The sequence below is a fragment of the Saccharospirillum impatiens DSM 12546 genome (genome assembly GCF_000423605.1).
GTDB lineage: Bacteria > Pseudomonadota > Gammaproteobacteria > Pseudomonadales > Natronospirillaceae > Saccharospirillum > Saccharospirillum impatiens.
On sequence record NZ_KE384061.1, the window covers coordinates 84890 to 101093 of the forward strand.

Annotated in this window: 14 protein-coding genes and 1 tRNA gene; 7 read left to right on the plus strand and 8 right to left on the minus strand. The window is 53.8% G+C overall.

The genetic code is table 11. From position 1 onward, the window contains the following. The 5 genes from G565_RS0121415 to G565_RS0121435 form a co-directional block, all read right to left on the minus strand. Complete coding sequence (locus G565_RS0121415; protein WP_028672608.1) at positions 1 to 1305, minus strand: M24 family metallopeptidase; 1305 nt, start codon at positions 1303 to 1305, stop codon at positions 1 to 3. A gap of 65 nt (positions 1306 to 1370) precedes the next feature. Further along, a complete protein-coding gene (locus tag G565_RS0121420) occupies positions 1371 to 2873 on the minus strand; it encodes a sugar ABC transporter ATP-binding protein (RefSeq protein ID WP_028672609.1) in 1503 nt (500 codons plus the stop codon). Further along, the gene (locus tag G565_RS0121425) at positions 2870 to 3871 is read right to left on the minus strand and encodes an ABC transporter permease (RefSeq protein ID WP_028672610.1); all 1002 of its coding nucleotides are present in this window, start codon (positions 3869 to 3871) and stop codon (positions 2870 to 2872) included. Before G565_RS0121425 ends, G565_RS0121420 begins: the two co-directional genes overlap by 4 nt. Positions 3872 to 3880: 9 nt before the next feature. Next, positions 3881 to 4852, minus strand: coding sequence for an ABC transporter permease (locus G565_RS0121430; protein ID WP_028672611.1), 972 nt, complete (start codon positions 4850 to 4852; stop codon positions 3881 to 3883). A gap of 126 nt (positions 4853 to 4978) precedes the next feature. Continuing rightward, positions 4979 to 5932, minus strand: coding sequence for a sugar ABC transporter substrate-binding protein (locus G565_RS0121435; protein ID WP_028672612.1), 954 nt, complete (start codon positions 5930 to 5932; stop codon positions 4979 to 4981). 284 nt (positions 5933 to 6216) lie between these two features. Between G565_RS0121435 and G565_RS25470 the strand changes: the two genes are divergently transcribed. The 7 genes from G565_RS25470 (at position 6217) to G565_RS25475 (ending at position 14694) form a co-directional block, all read left to right on the plus strand. Further along, positions 6217 to 7962 (plus strand): extracellular solute-binding protein, encoded by a 1746-nt coding sequence (locus G565_RS25470; protein ID WP_051208398.1) that lies wholly within the window; start codon positions 6217 to 6219, stop codon positions 7960 to 7962. 20 nt (positions 7963 to 7982) lie between these two features. Continuing rightward, positions 7983 to 8792: an SDR family NAD(P)-dependent oxidoreductase gene (locus G565_RS0121450; RefSeq protein ID WP_028672614.1), complete on the plus strand. Its 810-nt coding sequence runs from the start codon at positions 7983 to 7985 to the stop codon at positions 8790 to 8792. 215 nt (positions 8793 to 9007) lie between these two features. Continuing rightward, positions 9008 to 10009 carry a thiamine pyrophosphate-dependent dehydrogenase E1 component subunit alpha gene (locus tag G565_RS0121455; protein WP_028672615.1) on the plus strand — a complete coding sequence of 334 codons (1002 nt, stop codon included), beginning with the start codon at positions 9008 to 9010 and terminating at the stop codon, positions 10007 to 10009. Positions 10010 to 10019: 10 nt separating this feature from the next. Beyond that, positions 10020 to 11015: an alpha-ketoacid dehydrogenase subunit beta gene (locus G565_RS0121460; protein ID WP_028672616.1), complete on the plus strand. Its 996-nt coding sequence runs from the start codon at positions 10020 to 10022 to the stop codon at positions 11013 to 11015. Then, on the plus strand, positions 11005 to 12324 hold the full coding sequence (locus tag G565_RS0121465; protein WP_028672617.1) for a biotin/lipoyl-containing protein: 1320 nt from the start codon (positions 11005 to 11007) through the stop codon (positions 12322 to 12324). Before G565_RS0121460 ends, G565_RS0121465 begins: the two co-directional genes overlap by 11 nt. A gap of 13 nt (positions 12325 to 12337) precedes the next feature. Continuing rightward, positions 12338 to 13795 carry an NAD-dependent succinate-semialdehyde dehydrogenase gene (locus tag G565_RS0121470; RefSeq protein ID WP_051208400.1) on the plus strand — a complete coding sequence of 486 codons (1458 nt, stop codon included), beginning with the start codon at positions 12338 to 12340 and terminating at the stop codon, positions 13793 to 13795. 17 nt (positions 13796 to 13812) lie between these two features. After that, positions 13813 to 14694, plus strand: coding sequence for a 2-oxo acid dehydrogenase subunit E2 (locus G565_RS25475; protein ID WP_051208402.1), 882 nt, complete (start codon positions 13813 to 13815; stop codon positions 14692 to 14694). A gap of 139 nt (positions 14695 to 14833) precedes the next feature. Here G565_RS25475 and G565_RS0121480 read toward each other — a convergent pair. The 3 genes from G565_RS0121480 to G565_RS0121490 all read right to left on the minus strand — a co-directional run. After that, positions 14834 to 14910 (minus strand) — tRNA-Ile (locus G565_RS0121480). A gap of 259 nt (positions 14911 to 15169) precedes the next feature. Next, positions 15170 to 15877: a beta-barrel domain-containing protein gene (locus G565_RS25480; protein WP_051208404.1), complete on the minus strand. Its 708-nt coding sequence runs from the start codon at positions 15875 to 15877 to the stop codon at positions 15170 to 15172. Positions 15878 to 15925: 48 nt separating this feature from the next. After that, positions 15926 to 16204: ATP-binding protein (locus tag G565_RS0121490; RefSeq protein WP_028672619.1), on the minus strand; the 279-nt coding region annotated here is incomplete at its 5' end.

Here is a 16204-nt window from a genome sequence, read left to right on the forward strand (position 1 = left end):
TTAATAGGGGTTCGCAACGAACAGGTCTTGCGCCGGAAACAGTGTCAATACCCGACACCCGTCTGCAGTGACGACCACTTCTTCTTCGATACGGGCGGCACCATTGCCATCGGCTGCCGGGCAATACGTCTCCAGTGCGAACACCATGCCCTCCTGTAACTCGAAAGGATTTTCGAAAGACACCAGTCGGCTGATGATCGGCCGTTCATGCAATGCCAGTCCAAGGCCATGCCCGAACTGGAGTCCAAACGCTTCCATCTCACTCAAAAAGCCAAACTCCTGTGCCGAAGGCCAAACGGCCGCAATTTTATCGGTCGTCATTCCTGGGCGGACCAGGTTGATGGCCGCGTCGATCCACTCTCTCGCTTTGCGGTAAGCATCCACCTGTGCCTGCGTCTTACTGCCAACATTCAATGTCCGGTAGTAACAGGTGCGGTAACCCATGTAGGACTGAATAATATCGAAAAACGCCTGGTCACCCGGGCGATACATCCGGTCAGTGAAGTTATGCGGGTGCGGGCTGCATCGCTCGCCTGAAACGGCATTGATGGCCTCGACGTCGTCTGATCCGTTGTCGTAGAGGAACTTGTTGGCAATGGCCACAAGCTCATTCTCCCTCTTCCCCGGTTTCAGATTGTCTGCGATCAACTGGTAGCACCCGTCAACCATCGAAGCAGACTGATTGAGCAGAATAATCTCATCCATACTCTTGATCTGACGTGCGTTCAACATCACCTGCTGCACATCCCGAACATCCAGCCCCTGCCTCTGCAGTGCAAATAGCATGGGAGGTTCACAGATGTCGACACCGATGGGCATGTCGGCAACACCTTCCGACTGCAGGATATCGCGAATTTCTTTAGCGGCATTTTCAAACAACCCGGCCTCTTCAGCGACAGAGCCACGCAACCCAAGCATTCCTGCACGCCAGTGGTCGTTGTCGAACCAGGGGTTGTTTAACCGATGATGGGCGGCGGCACTGCCAAAGTCCCAGAGATAGGGATCGGAATTGCCCGTAAACAGCGCATAACGACAGATTTTGTCTCTTGACCACTCGCCGATCACACTGCTCGTCAGGTAACGAATGTTGTTGTTATCGAAACACAACATAGCGCCCAGATCCGATTCATGAAGCGCCTGCCGGGCACGTTCGACGCGATATTTATGCAGACGACGAAAATCGACGCGCTCTTCAAAATCGACATTCATCCGCCCCGGCGCCGGTATGGGCCTGTTCCAGTCCCAGCGAGGGTCAAGTGCGTCGGTGTCAATGATGCTCGGCTCTACAATGATATTCTTGCTCATGGTATCTCTCTCATATGGGGTGCTGTGCCTGGCCATCTCATGGCCGTACACCACAGAGTGTTTGATTACTTGGGTGTAATACCGGAAATCGCCTGAATCAGGTTGTCTTCGGTTACGTCCTCGGAGGTAAATGTTCGAATAATCTCACCAGAAAACATGGCTACAATTCGGTCTGATACGTGCAGTACTTCGGGCATCTCTGAGCTGATAACAATCACAGCGTACCCACTCGCCGCCAGCTCCCGGATCAACTTATGAATCGCGGATTTCGACCCGACATCAATGCCACGAGTCGGCTCATCAACGATCAGCACCTTGGGGTGCATGGACAGCCACTTGCCAATAACAATTTTCTGTTGATTGCCACCAGACAGATTGCCAACGGTTTGCCGCCAGCCTGGTGTGCGGATGTCGAGCCGGTCCCGGTACAGATCAAACACAGCCACTTCAGCACCGTCCGATACAAACGGCCCCGCCGACATGTCATCGACCTGGGGGAGCGTCATGTTGTCGCGGCAATTCATCCCCAACACCAGACCCTGCGTTTTGCGATCTTCAGGTACCAGCGAGATACCTGCTTTGATCGCCGCAGAAGGCGAGTTGATGTGCATCTGCTCACCGTCCAGCAGGATAGTCCCGGCACTGGGTTGCCTCAGCCCGAACAAGGTTTCTGCGATTTCTGTACGACCAGCACCTACCAGGCCATAGAAGCCCAGCACTTCACCGCTGCGAACCTGAAAATTAATGTTTTGGTAGGACGAACCGCAACTCAGATTCCTGACCTCTAACGCTATGTCCCCCAGCTCGTGGGTAATGGGCGCTCTGCTTAGATCAAGCTTGCGCCCGATCATCATCTGCGTGATCTGTTCCTCGTTGGTATCGGCGGTCAGCAGGGAACCCTGGTACTGCCCATCACGAAGCACGCTGACCCGGTCCGTCATTTTGAAGATCTCTTCCATACGGTGAGAGATGTATACAATGCCAACGCCCTGGGATTTGAGATCGGCAATGACTTCAAACAGAACCAGCTTTTCAGCATCGGTCAGTGAGGCCGTCGGTTCATCAAAGATAACGGCCTTGGCATCGACAGTCAGGGCGCGCGCGATCTCAACCATCTGCTGATTGGCAATGGATAAGTCACCGACCAATGTACGAGCGTTAAACCCAACCTTAAGTTTCGATAGAATGGCGTCGGTTTTTTCGTAAAGCGTTTTCCAGTCAACCCGGCCAAAAGACAATGTTGGCAACTCGCCCAAATAGACGTTTTCTGCCACCGAAAGCTCTTCCGCAAGGCTCAACTCCTGGTGAATGAACACAATGCCTTTAGCTTTGGAATCGAGTGGGTTCGACATCACAACCGGCGTGTCGCCGACATAGATCAGTCCTTCATCGGGTTGATAAATGCCGCCAAGGACCTTCATCAGCGTCGATTTACCGGCACCGTTTTCGCCCATTAGAGCGTGAACTTCACCTGGCAGAACATCGAGTGATACGTTATCGAGTGCCCTGACACCGGGAAAGGTCTTAACAATGCCTTCAAGGCGGAGGGCTGGTGATTGCTGAGTCATACTCTTAACTCCTGTGCACCCTTCACGTTAAGTTGCCGGTCGATGAACAGTACGACAATCAGAATCAGGCCAATAACCAGATTGACTGTTGAGGTGTCTGCGCCAATGTAACCGAGCCCCTTTCGCAACAACTGGATCGCGATAACGCCGCCCAGTGTTCCGATAACCGAACCTGACCCGCCCGCCAGTTTTGTGCCACCCAACACCACGGCCGTAATGACCCACAGTTCATACAGTTGGCCGTCATTTGGGTTGACAGACCCACTCCCGGAGTAGAAGACGACGGATGACAGGGCGGCCAGAAAACCAATGATCACAAAGTTGATGACCATGTGCGGCCCCACGCGGATACCGGCATTGACCGCTGCATTGCGGTTGTTACCAATCGCGTAGGCATTTCGCCCGTGAACGGTATACCGGGTCACCAGCCAAATCACCAGAACCGAAGCGGCCAGAAACCAGGTTGCTGTGTTGAAGCCCAGGAACTGCGCTTCTGCAAAATCGATCAAAGTCCAGTTGAGGTGAGAGGTCGGGTTCTCGCCGTTGAACATAAAGACAAGTCCGCGGTAGCCCAGCATGGAGCCCAGCGTGACAATGAATGCATCGACCCCTGTCTTCCAGACGATCAGTCCATTGAGCGCGCCGAGCAATGCACCAGCCAGCAAAGCCAGTGTCCAACTGACGACGATGACCCAATCACCCAGACCGGCAAACACAGGCCAGGTCATGCTGTCGAGCATCACGATGCCTGCAATGGCGAATACAGCGCCCACGCTCAGGTCGATATTGCCGTTCACCATAATCAGTGTCATGCCAACAGCGATGATACCGATCGGAGCAGACTGATTGAGTAACAGCAACATATTATTGAGGTCCATAAACGCGCCGTCCGAGAACGACAGGTAGTGACCTGCAATGCTGAAAAACAGCAATTCGAAGATTATGAACAGCCAAATGGCACTGGTGCTCAGGTTGCGTTTGATGAATTCAGAAATCATTACCCACTCCTAGTTCGAGACCCACAACTTGCCACGTTTGACCGAAATATCGAGCCATACCGCCAGGATGATAATGATCCAGGTGATCACAAACTGGACGTAGAAGGGCCAGCCCATTAACAGGAGTCCGTTTTGAATGAAACCGAGTATCAAAATACCGATGACCGTTTTGAATATTGTTCCTGATCCGCCAAGCAATGATGCGCCACCCAGGATGACCGCTGCCAACACTTCAAGCTCAAGACCCTGCCCGACCGTGTTTTGGCTGCCCATTGATCGGCTGGCCTGAATCAAGCCGGCCGTTGCCACGCAAAACGCGGAGATCAGGTAACAGGTAAATACCGTACGGGCTCGCGGAATGCCGGAGAAAGCGGCCGCTGTTGGATTGCCTCCCACTGCGTACACTTTCCGACCAAAAGGTGTCTTCGCCAACAGCACCCCGAGGAAGGCTGCTAGTAAAATAAACAAAATGATAGGAACAGGCAGACCAAATATTTCACCCCGACCAAAGAATCCGAACCAGGTATTGCTCTTGTCAGCAATATCCATGTTCTGACCGCCGGAATACGTCAAAGTGAGTCCGTGAATAGCTGAAAGCATGCCCAGCGTGACGATCAGAGAATTCAGTCGTAAATAGCCGACAAGGTATCCAATGAATCCGCCCAAACCGAGCGTCATCAGATACATGGTAGGAATAGCCAGGTTGGGGCCTAATTTGTCATGCAAATCCAGCACGACAATGGTCGAGAATGACATCATGGAACCGACAGACAAGTCGAGGTTTCCACTGATGACAACAAAGGTAACGCCAAGCGCCATGACACCCAGGATCGCGGAAGACCGGATCACGCTTTGCAGGTTATCCAACGACAGGAAGTTGGAGTTGGCGAGCGAAAAGATCACCATAAACAGCACGAATGCGATCAGAATGCCTTGCTTTCCAAGTACCGTAAGCACTTGCTTGCTGGCTATATTTGCCATAGGAGTATCCCTAAAACCGCTTGTTATTATATTGGTTTAAGAGTGCCTCCCGAGTTCGCGAAAACACAGGGAGGCTAACAGTGATTACAGGCAGGGTTGCCTTTCAGCACCCCACCTTTTCCAGGATCAGAAAACTGGCTTGGTGAACTGATCCATGTTGTCCTGCGTGATTTTCGGAGTGTCAAAGTAGTTCAGGAACGGAACGTCTTCACCATCCAGAACATCAATCGCAGTCTGCAGCGCGGCTCTGGCATCATCTACCGGAGACTGGTAAATCGAACCCCAGTATTCGCCAGCAGCCATTGCGTCATAGCCAACCGCAAAGTTGGTTGCACCGACAAAAATGATGCCGTCACGGTCAGCAGCGCGAGCTGCGTTCAATGCACCAACACCCATGTTGTCGTCGCCGGAGTACACCCCATCGATATCGTCATATTGGGTCAGGAAAGCTTCCATAACCTGCTGGGCCTTTTCCCGATTCCAGTCGCCCGGCTGTGTATCAACGACTTCAACGTTAGGGCAGACTTCAGGCAAACGCTCTTCAAAACCGCCCGCACGTTCGATCGCGGTGGTGTAGCCAGGCTGACCGGTGATGTGAACCACCTGGGCCTCATCCTCAATGCCCATGTCTTTGAACTTGTCGCACATGATCTCGGCAGAGCGACGGCCCTGGGTCACATTATCCGGACCCGAAAAGGACCGGATGAAGTCAAACCCCTGTTCGGCAATGTTCGAGTTGGTCACTACGACCGGAATGCCCGCGTTTTGAGCTCTGCGCACCGCAGGAATTACGGCTTCGCCGTTCGTTGGCCAGATAATGATGGCATCAACATTTTGTTGAATCAGATCGTCAACCTGAGCGATCTGACGAGCTACGTCGCCACCGGCGTCCAGTACTACAGCCCGAACGTCGCTGTTCGCGTCTGCGGCCTCAATGAATGCCCGTTCATAGGTTGTTTGATAGCTATCCACACCCACGTTGTTTTGGGTGATACCGATACGATACTCCGCCATCGCCAGGGCAGGACCCATGAGGACTGTGGCGGCTACTGCTGTTGTGAGTAATGTCTTCGTGTTCATATTTGCTCTCCGTTATTGTTGTTTTGCCATCTTGAGTTACAGCAGTGCTACACATGAAGCACTGCCTGGCATGTGTTCCCATCCAGAAACCAGCTCCTAAACCATACCCCCGGTTGCTTTTGGAAAAACCCTGCAATATGTCCATAATGGATATGAACACATCCATAATGGACATCATAATGGTTAATCTGCTTTTGCTCAGGGCGTATAGTCAGTACGTACAACAAGAAATCTCTGATCACCTGTTATTACAGGGATCACAGCCAATCATGGAGCTGTCCTGAATGTCTGTACTGCACAACAACTCAGTAGATCGCATCTCGGTGTTAGCCGCGCCAGATGAGGGGTTGTTGCGTTTTCTGGATTATATGGACGAACAAATGCTGGCTTTCGAGTCCGCTCATTCACTGTTCAAACCCAATGCCCACATGCGTATGTGCGTCGAGCTCCTGAGACGCCATTTCCAGGGCAAGGTCACCTCTCCAACACTGCTCATTGACGTCAGTGGGGTTCCCTACGCTACTGCGACGCGTCGGTTGAATGAACTGGTTGATACGGGTCTGATTAATCGCAGAGCGCGCCACAAGAGCGAAAGGAGCTTTACACTTCACCCCAGTGATCAGTTGCTGACCCTGTGGATTCAGATGGCCAAAGACAACGTTCTGCTGATCAACGACACGGTGAATCAGACCGAACATAAGGATGAACCCGACGATCGGTTCTATGGCAGCGCCTACTACAGCGAGAGCCTGGGACCTCCACTCAATGTACTGAGCACCCCCCTTTCACTGGCCGGTGGCCTGAGAATGCTGTCTCACAGTGATCCGACGTTCATGATCATGAACAGCCTCAAACGCCATTTTGAACTCATTGTCGGCTGCCCTATTCATCAACGCTCCTATTCACTGGACAAACTTTATGATGAAGCCGTCGAAAATTCCGGTCGGGACAAGAGCAGCTACGACCTGGTGGCGGTCAACTTCCCCTGGATCGGTGAATTTGCCGAGCGAGGCATGTTGCTGCCGCTTGATACATTGATCGACATCGAAGCACTGAGCCCGACCGACTTTCACGCAGCCAGTTGGAGGGCGTCTCAGTGGGGTGGTCGTTGCTACGGTATCCCCGTAGAAACAACCTGTGAAGTATTGATGTACCGAACAGACTTGTTCGCTCAACAGGGCATAGAGCCGCCTTCTACTATTGAGGAACTGTTATCGGCTGCCAGGAAACTGCACAAACCTGAGAAACAAATTTACGGTATCGCCTGGAACGGGGCTAGAGGGACGGCATTAAGCCATACGTTCATGATGGCTATGGCTGACTTTGGTCAGCCTATTATTGATTTGGACCCCGACGGAGAAGAGTTTTCCATTGCCGGGCTGGGCAGTCACAAATATCGATCAATGATCGATTCAGACGCAGGCATGTCTGCCGCAAAATTTTTGCTTGAACTCGTTAAGTATTCTCCCCCGGGCATTCTAACCATGTCGTGGTACGAGCGGACAAAGAGCTACGCCCAGGGTCAGGTAGCAATGGCCTACAGCTTTTCCCAGATGACACCGTATTTCGAGTATGACGATAACTCGCCAGCCAAGGATAACACCGGATTCATTCCTCACCCCGCCGGTTCGGGCAAGAAACCGATATCACCGCTGGGGGGCTTCATACTGGGTATCCCGAGCAACTTGACTGAACGACGGGTTGAAGAGGCTGCCATTGCGCTCGAGACTTTCACATCGAAACGGGCTCAAAGCCTGTACGTAAAGAACGGTAGCCGCGGTTGCTCCCGGTATTCGGCAAGCGAAGATCCGAGCATTCGCATTAACTCACCGGTCTTTGATGCAATAGATCAATTGGCCATGCAAGACCAGCTTCAGGCATGGCCAAGACCCCCGACTCCCGAGTTTGGAGCGATCACCCAATTCTGTGGCGTCGTGTTACACGAAATGCTACGGGGAGTGATCACACCGGAAGAAGCGCTAACGCGCGCTCACGAAGGTGTTCAAAAACTCATACAAAACTGGCAATAACAATAAAATTGGAGAGAAAAATGGATCCTAAGAGATTGTCTGGAAAAAACATCGTAATCACAGGTGCAGCGCAGGGCATGGGTGCCGCAAACGCAATGTACTTCGCCGCACAGGGCGCTAATGTGGTGCTTGGCGACTTGAATCTGGATGGAGCGAAAGCCGTAGCTGACAGCATTAACGCGGCCGGTGTTGGTAAAGCCGTCGCGGTTGCCATGAACGTCACCAAGCGCGAAGACCACACAAAGGCTGTACAGGCCTGCGTCGACGCTTTCGGCTCCATCAATGTTTACCTGAACAATGCGGGTGTGAACAAGCCTAAAATGCTTCTGGACATCGATGATGAGAACTGGGATCTGATCATGAACGTCAATGCCAAAGGTACGCTCTATGGCATGCAAGAGGCGACCAAGCAAATGATCAAACAAGGCCCCATGGAAGACCATCCGTACAAGATCATTAACGTAGGCAGCATTCTATCAAGGGCCGCTTTCCTCGACGTCATTCCCTACTCTTGTTCCAAGCATGCCGTACTGGCCATGATCACAGGCGGCGCAAAAGCATTGTGGGAACACAACATCACCGTCAATGGTTATGGCCCGGGTGTGGTGAAAACCGAGCTGTGGGAACAGCTGGACAAAGACCTCGTCGAAATCGGAATGTTTGAAAAGGAAGGTCAGTCAATGGACCACCTGGCTGAAACCATGATCCTAATGAAAAAACTGTCGACACCTGACGATGTCATTGGCACCGCCGCATTCCTGTGCTCGCACGAAAGTGACTACATGACTGGTCAACTGCTCATGATCGATGGCGGCATCATCATGCAGTAATGCAATACGGCCTGAAACGCAGTGTCAGGGATAGCTATGTGGTCGGAATGGTTGTTTGGTCGGAAGGGTTATCCGGACAACCACTACCCCATTGTTCGACGATTAAAAGCGCTGCGTTTCAGCCGACTGGCCCACTGTATTTGCCCTCAATTTTCGCCAAGCTTAGCGTGCTGGCCAATGTTAAAGGGCTGCTAAGCCATACTAAGAGGTTTGCAATGAATAAATCGAAAACGAAATTGAGTGCTGACGATGCATTACGCATGTTTCGACAAATGGTTCGTATTAGAACCTTTGAGAACAATGCGAACCAGCTTTACCTGTCGGCGAAAATGCCTGGCCTGACTCACATGTACTCTGGCGAAGAAGCCGTCGCGGTTGGTATCTGTGAAGCCCTGTTGCCCACCGACAAGATTACCTCCACGCACCGGGGCCATGGCCACTGTGTTGCAAAGGGCGCTGACTTCAAGGCCATGTTCTGCGAATTACTGGGCCGTGAAGAGGGCTATTGCCGTGGCAAGGGCGGCTCCATGCACATTGCAGATCAGTCAAACGGTAATTTGGGCGCCAATGCGATTGTCGGCGGCTCCATGGGTATCGCCACTGGCGCTGCCTTGACAGCCAAACTGAAGAAAACCGGCGGTGTGGCGGTGTGTTTCTTTGGCGACGGCGCCACGGCCCAGGGGCTGATGTATGAGGTGATGAACATGGCAGCCCTGTGGAAGCTGCCGGTCATTTATGCCTGTGAGAACAATGGCTACTCCGAATACACCAAAACCGAAGAGATTGCCGCCGGTTCTATTACTGCCCGCGCCGAAGCGTTCGGTATCGAGTCCTATCAGGTCGACGGGCAGGATGTGATTGCCGTAAATGAGTTGTCCAAAGAGTTGGTAGAACGCGCTCGCAAAGGTGAAGGCCCGTTTTTCCTGGAACTGATGACGTACCGGTACCACGGTCACCATGTGGGTGACATCAACCGCGAATACTACCGGGCCAAGTCAGAAGAACAGGACTGGAGAGATAACCGGGACCCGATCATTCGCATGCGCGGCTGGCTGGTTAAAAACAAATACGCCACGGAAGAAGCCCTCGACGAGCTTAGCAAGGAAGTCACCGAGGATGCAGAAAGCGCAGTGGCCTATGCATTGAATGCACCCTACCCGGATGTCTCAGAGGTGGATATGCATGTCTACACCGATGTTGAGCATGTCTTAGCCTAAGGGGAACAGTATGCGGAAAATTACCTTATCAAAAGCAGTCAATGAAGCACTGGTTGAAGAAATGCGCCGCGATGAGAACGTCTTCATCATGGGCGAAGACGTCGCAGAGGCTGGCACGCCTTTCAAGGTGCTATCGGGTCTGGTGGAAGAGTTTGGCACGGATCGCGTGATCGATACGCCCATATCCGAACCCGGTTTTATGGGGATTGGGGTGGGGGCGGCGATGACGGGTATGCGCCCTGTCGTCGATCTCATGTTCGGTGACTTCATCTTTCTGATCATGGATCAACTGTGCAACCAGGCGGCCAAAACGCACTATATGTCCGGTGGTAAGCTCAATGTGCCACTGGTGTTGCGTACGAACATGGGGGCCACCCGGCGCTCAGCCGCTCAACACTCCCAGTCACTGCATGCCATTGTTGCACACATACCAGGCCTGAAAATTGCCATGCCCTCGTCTGCCTATGAGGCCAAAGGGTTGTTGAAAACCGCGATTCGCGATGACAACCCTGTGGTTATCTTTGAAGACAAGCTGATGTATCAGGATTCCGCCGAGGTACCGGAAGAGGAGTACACCATTCCCTTCGGTGAAGCCTGTGTGAAGCGCGAGGGCACTGACATCACTCTGATCGGCACCTCCTCCATGGTTCAGGTTTGTGAGAAAGCCGCGGAAATGCTGCAAGCCGAGGGCATCAGCGCTGAAGTGATTGATCCACGAACGATTGTCCCGCTGGATGAAAAGACACTGGTCGCATCGGCCAAAAAGACTGGCCGGGTCATCGTGGTCGACGAGGGTCATCAGAGTTTCGGTATCACCTCGGAAATCGCCAGCCGAATTAATGAAAAGGCATTTTATTATCTGGATGCACCGACCACCCGCATAGGGGCTATGGATGTGCCCATTCCGTTTTCTCCGGCGCTCGAGGACATTACCGTACCGACGCCTGAGCGCGTCTTTGAACAGGCGAAAAAGCTGGTCAGCGGGGAGTTGATCGATGCGGCATGACATCATCATGCCTGCCCTGGGCATGGCACAGGATACGGGGACGCTGCTCGCCTGGCACAAGTCAGAAGGTGAGGCCGTCACTCAGGGCGAGACGCTATTTGAAGTCGAAACCGATAAGACCACTATGGAGGTCGAAGCCCCGGCCAGTGGTTTTTTGGTTGGCATCAGCGCAAGTGATGGTGACGAGGTGCCGGTCGGTCAGGTGATTGCGATCATCAGCGACTCAGCTGACGCGCCGACTCCAAAACCCGAGTCCGCGGCCGCGCCTCAGGGCAGTGACGAAACCTCGGGCGAAGACACCCTTCCCCCCGGCAAGCCCATTATTATGCCGGTACTCGGGATGTCGCAGGACACGGGCGTGCTGGTCGGGTGGAGTAAAGAGCTCGGCGATACCGTTCACCAGGACGACATCCTCTTTGAAGTCGAGACAGACAAGAGTGTTGTGGAAGTCCCGGCCGGGATAAAGGGTTATCTCGTCGCACGTCTGGCCGCAGCAGGAGACGACGTACCTACCGGAGAAACCATCGCCATCATCAGCGATGAGCCTAGCAAGCAGATGGTTAACCGAGCGTACTCAACCTCAGCTGCGCCGGCTGAACAGTCAGTGAAACCCACTGACGAAGAAAAACCCAAGCCAGTTGCCGAGCCAGCGGCACGCGTTGACCAACCTCAGCGCAAACAAACCGTAACGGCTCCGGGCGGAAAAGTGCTGGCTTCTCCGAAACTGAAGCGGATGGCTCATCAGGCGGGGTACGATTTATCGCTGCTTGCGGCAACAGATCTGCCCCAGCCCTATCACGCCCGTGATTTCGAGGCGCTCAAACACGCCAGTGAATCGGCCGGTAAACGCGCAGTGGGCTCGCCCTCGATCGGGGCGATCCATACCCTGTCGGCACGACTGTCGGGACTTGAATTCGAGGCCTTTCTTGGCTGGGCGGCAGACCATCTCGACTCGTCCGCCGGTGACCATGTTATCGCCGCCTTCGCCGGGGCAAGTTTGGCCGACAAAGCAGTTGTTCGGGTAGACCGGCGTGGCGAGAGCACAACCTACTCGACACAGCAGCAATTATCACAAACGGTTGAATCCGATGATAAACCGGACCTGATCCTGCATGACCTGAGAGGAACCTTCATATCTTCGGCCGAATTTCCACCGGATCGGGCCCCTGTTATCGCCATCGTCGGGTCAGAAGGCGACGTAACCCTGACGCTGACCTGTATGGACGATCAACTGACCGGAAAAGACGCAGCCGTCTTACTCAACAATTTTGCCGGACGCGTGGCAGACCCGCTTCGGCACATTTTCTAATGCAGGTACTGGTATGACACTACACGATAAATTAGCAAGCGACGTTCCAACTGACCTCTATATCAACGGTCAATTTGTGTCAGCTTCTGGCGGCGAACGGTTTGATGTATTCAATCCCGCGACCGAAGAGTTACTGGCAACCGTTGCTTCCGCTGAGATTGCAGACGCCGATGCGGCGCTCGATGCGGCTGAAAAGGCAATGGCCCTGTGGGCAGCCAAAACACCGCGGGAGCGATCTGAAGTGCTGCGAAAGGCCTGGGAGCTCATCGACTCCCGACTGGAGGAGTTTGCTCACCTCATCACGCTTGAGAACGGCAAAGGCAAGACCGATGCCATGGGCGAGATCAAGTACGCCGCCGAATTCTTTCGCTGGTTCGCCGAAGAAGCTGTCAGAGCCGACGGCCTGATTACCCATGCACCGGCATCTGGTGCCCGAATCATTGTTCAACACAAGCCCGCTGGCCTGGCGGTACTGGTCACTCCCTGGAACTACCCGGCGGCAATGGGTACCCGCAAGATTGCACCGGCGCTGGCCGCTGGCTGCGGCGTCATCATCAAACCGGCGGCTGAAACGCCCCTGACCATGCTGGCATTGATGCCTCTGCTCGAAGAAGCCGGCGTGCCTCCCGGCCTCGTCAACGTATTGCCGACCAGCAAGCCCGGAGTGGTTGTCGACCACATGATGCACGATCCCCGGGTCCGTGTTGTGTCCTTTACCGGCTCGACGGCGGTGGGCAAAAAACTGCTTAAATCGGCGGCAGATCAGGTGCTGACTCCGGCGATGGAGCTCGGCGGAAATGCGCCCGCCATAGTATTCGAAGACGCCGATATGGACACCGCGATTGAAGGCGTCATGCTCGCCAAAATGCGCAATCTGGGCGAAGCCTGCACGGCTGCCAACCGGGTCTATGTACACACGGATATTGCCGATGAGTTCACCAAACGACTCACCCAAACCATGTCGGCATTGAAGATAGGCAACGGCACGGACCCCACGGTGGATGTCGGTGCGCTGGTGAACCTCAGCACGCTTGAGAAAGTTGAAGGGTTTGTAAAAGACGCTGTGGCAAAAGGCGCCAAGATTGAGTGCGGCGGACATCGACTGGACGGCAAAGGCTACTTCTTTCCGCCGACCGTGTTGTCCAACGTATCGCAAGACGCCGACTGTGTTCACGACGAAATATTCGGGCCAGTCGTCGCCATACAGACATTTGACGATCAGGAAGACGTTATTCGGCGTGCCAACGACACCGAATACGGCCTGGTGGCCTACGTATTCTCTTCAGACATGAAGCGTGCCATGCACGTGTGCGAGCGCATGGACTACGGCATGGTGGGTCTGAATCGCGGCCTTGTCAGTGATCCGGCGGCGCCGTTCGGAGGCAGCAAGCAATCCGGCCTTGGGCGCGAAGGCGGCCATGAAGGCATGCTCGAGTTCATGGAAACTCAATACATCTCTGCAACCTGGTAAAGCAAGAGGATTATCGCATGCAAAGTGTTGTTGCATCACCGAGCGTTCGTGCCCAAGCGCGTCGCTTGTCGATCGATCTTCAGAGTCTTGCAGATCGCCTCGGAAGAACTCAACTGACAATGGATGATCTCAACAGCGATCAACCAGGGGAGCAACCTGTGAACGGTTACAGCAGCTATTGGGACGTTGACCACAGCCAATATGGCTCGGTTGAAGCGCACAAGACCAGCAAGATAAACCGGGTGGCCGCCGCCAACCTAACCGCAGCCAATGCCCTGATTCCACAGGTCACCCATCACGATGAAGTGGATTTTACCCAAGTTGAACGAGTTCGGTCGAGGTACCAGGCAGAATCGAAAGCGCGCGGCATAAAGCTGACAACCCTGCCCTTCTTCGTCAAGGCGCTGGCGATTTCATTGAGGAAATTCCCCCAGTTCAATGCCTCGCTGAGTTCAGATGGCGAAACGCTGTTTATGAAAGACTATGTTCATATCGGCATCGCGGTAGATACCGAACATGGCTTGATGGTCCCGGTGATTCGGGATGCTGACAAAAAGGGCTTGTGGCAAATCGCCGAAGAAATAGTCGATCTTGCCATTCGGGCGAAAGCCAGAAAGCTGGGACCCGATGAAATGGGCGGGGCCTCCATGACGATCACCAATCTAGGCGGCATCGGGGGCACCAGTTTCAACCCCATCGTCAACCCGCCAGAAGTGGCGATTCTGGGCATTACACGCATGCAGCAGCAACCGGTATGGAATGGTGAAGCCTTTGTTGCAACGCCAATGGTGCCGCTGGATCTGAGCTACGACCACCGGGTAATCAACGGTGCTGTTGCGGCTCGTTTTCTCAGCAGCTTTGCGAGCAGCCTCGCTGACCCACGGTTGCTTTTGGTATAACGGACCTGGTGGTCCATGCGGGAAGTACTTCAGAGGATGAGCAGACTAGGTCGATCAGTCGCTCATCGACCCGCCCTGGAACGCCCGTTCACCGCGCTGCAGTCAACTACCCAAATGCACGATGAGCCAGATGTTGGGGTGGTGGGCCCTGCCAGACTTGAACTGGCGACCTGCCGATTATGAGTCGGATGCTCTAACCAACTGAGCTAAGGGCCCGCAGAACGCACCGATCAGTGTGTTCAAACAGAGCCCGCATTATACCGGCCAAACAGGCCAAGTCTACCCAGGCCTTTGATTCTCTTGGGGTTTTGTAGGTAGATCGGGCATCTGCCTGGATTAGGAACATACCCTCTGGACCTGAACCCAGGCGGAAAGGACGCCCGCCGGGACTGACGGCACTATTTTGGAGTGGCACTCGTCCAGTACTAGTATGACGACCACCAGGTTAGGTCCAGTTTATTGAGGTTCAAGGCTTTTACCGCTCTTTACCGGCGTAATCGAGCGTCCGTCGGATTGGAGATAGCAGGTACTCTATAACACTGCGTTCGCCCAGTTTGATTTCGGCGATCACCGCCATACCCGGGCGTAGTTGAAGGCGCTCACCATCTTTCTCAAGTTCCTGTTTCGCAGGCGTCAGAATGACCTGGTAGGCACTCTGCATCCGGGTATTAGACGATGATTCGTTACTGCCCTCATTTCTGTTTGAATCCGGGCTGACCAACTCTACTTGTCCTTCCACCGTACCAAATCGCTGAAACGGATATGCGGCCAGTTTGAGTCGGGCAACCTGCCCTGGGCGGACGAATCCGACATCCTGATTCTGAACATACACTTCGGCCTGGAGGGGCTCATCCGTTGGAGTGATTGTCATAAGCACTGTTCCCGATGGCACAACATAGCCTTCCGTGTGGGTCGCTAAATTTTTTACAATGCCGCCTGTAGGCGCTTTTAGTGCTAGCAGCTGGTTTCTGTACTCACGAGTCTGCAGCTCTGCTTCAAGTTTCGCCATGCGGTCCTGCAATTCATTGCGCTCACGCAACAACCGTTGACGGTATTCTGAATCCAGACGTTCGAGGCGCGCTTCAATCTCGTTTGTCTCGCCTCGCAAAGCTACGATCTGCAACCGTTGCTGCTCCAGATCTCGCTCAGTTTCAATGCGTTGCCGACGTCTGTAGCGCGTCAACTATCTTGGCCGGTTCAGCGACAATTAACTTGGCCGGTTGCGCTGAACCTATGACGCCTGCTTTTTGGCAGACTGTTTCCTTCGATAGCTGTCACCCTCGCACTGGATGATTGTGGCGTGGTGCACTAGTCGATCGATGGCGGCGACCGTCATGACGGTATCGTCGAACAACTGGTCCCAGTCCTCGAAGGATTGATTGGAGGTAATGATCAAGCTGTGGCGTTCGTACCGGTGAGCGATCAGCTCGAACAGTACACTGCTCTCCTGTTCAGTCTTGCGCACGTATCCAAGGTCATCCACGATCAGCACACCGAACTTATCCAGCCG

Bases quoted from the DNA above. Each gene is read 5' to 3' on its own strand.
- G565_RS0121430 (WP_028672611.1), bottom strand. From the start codon at position 4,852: ATGGCAAATATAGCCAGCAAGCAAGTGCTTACGGTACTTGGAAAGCAA.
- G565_RS0121455 (WP_028672615.1), top strand. From the start codon at position 9,008: ATGAATAAATCGAAAACGAAATTGAGTGCTGACGATGCATTACGCATG.
- G565_RS0121470 (WP_051208400.1), top strand. From the start codon at position 12,338: ATGACACTACACGATAAATTAGCAAGCGACGTTCCAACTGACCTCTAT.
- G565_RS0121425 (WP_028672610.1), bottom strand. From the start codon at position 3,871: ATGATTTCTGAATTCATCAAACGCAACCTGAGCACCAGTGCCATTTGG.
- G565_RS25470 (WP_051208398.1), top strand. From the start codon at position 6,217: ATGTCTGTACTGCACAACAACTCAGTAGATCGCATCTCGGTGTTAGCC.
- G565_RS25475 (WP_051208402.1), top strand. From the start codon at position 13,813: ATGCAAAGTGTTGTTGCATCACCGAGCGTTCGTGCCCAAGCGCGTCGC.
- G565_RS0121420 (WP_028672609.1), bottom strand. From the start codon at position 2,873: ATGACTCAGCAATCACCAGCCCTCCGCCTTGAAGGCATTGTTAAGACC.
- G565_RS0121415 (WP_028672608.1), bottom strand. From the start codon at position 1,305: ATGAGCAAGAATATCATTGTAGAGCCGAGCATCATTGACACCGACGCA.
- G565_RS0121450 (WP_028672614.1), top strand. From the start codon at position 7,983: ATGGATCCTAAGAGATTGTCTGGAAAAAACATCGTAATCACAGGTGCA.
- G565_RS0121465 (WP_028672617.1), top strand. From the start codon at position 11,005: ATGCGGCATGACATCATCATGCCTGCCCTGGGCATGGCACAGGATACG.
- G565_RS0121435 (WP_028672612.1), bottom strand. From the start codon at position 5,932: ATGAACACGAAGACATTACTCACAACAGCAGTAGCCGCCACAGTCCTC.
- G565_RS0121460 (WP_028672616.1), top strand. From the start codon at position 10,020: ATGCGGAAAATTACCTTATCAAAAGCAGTCAATGAAGCACTGGTTGAA.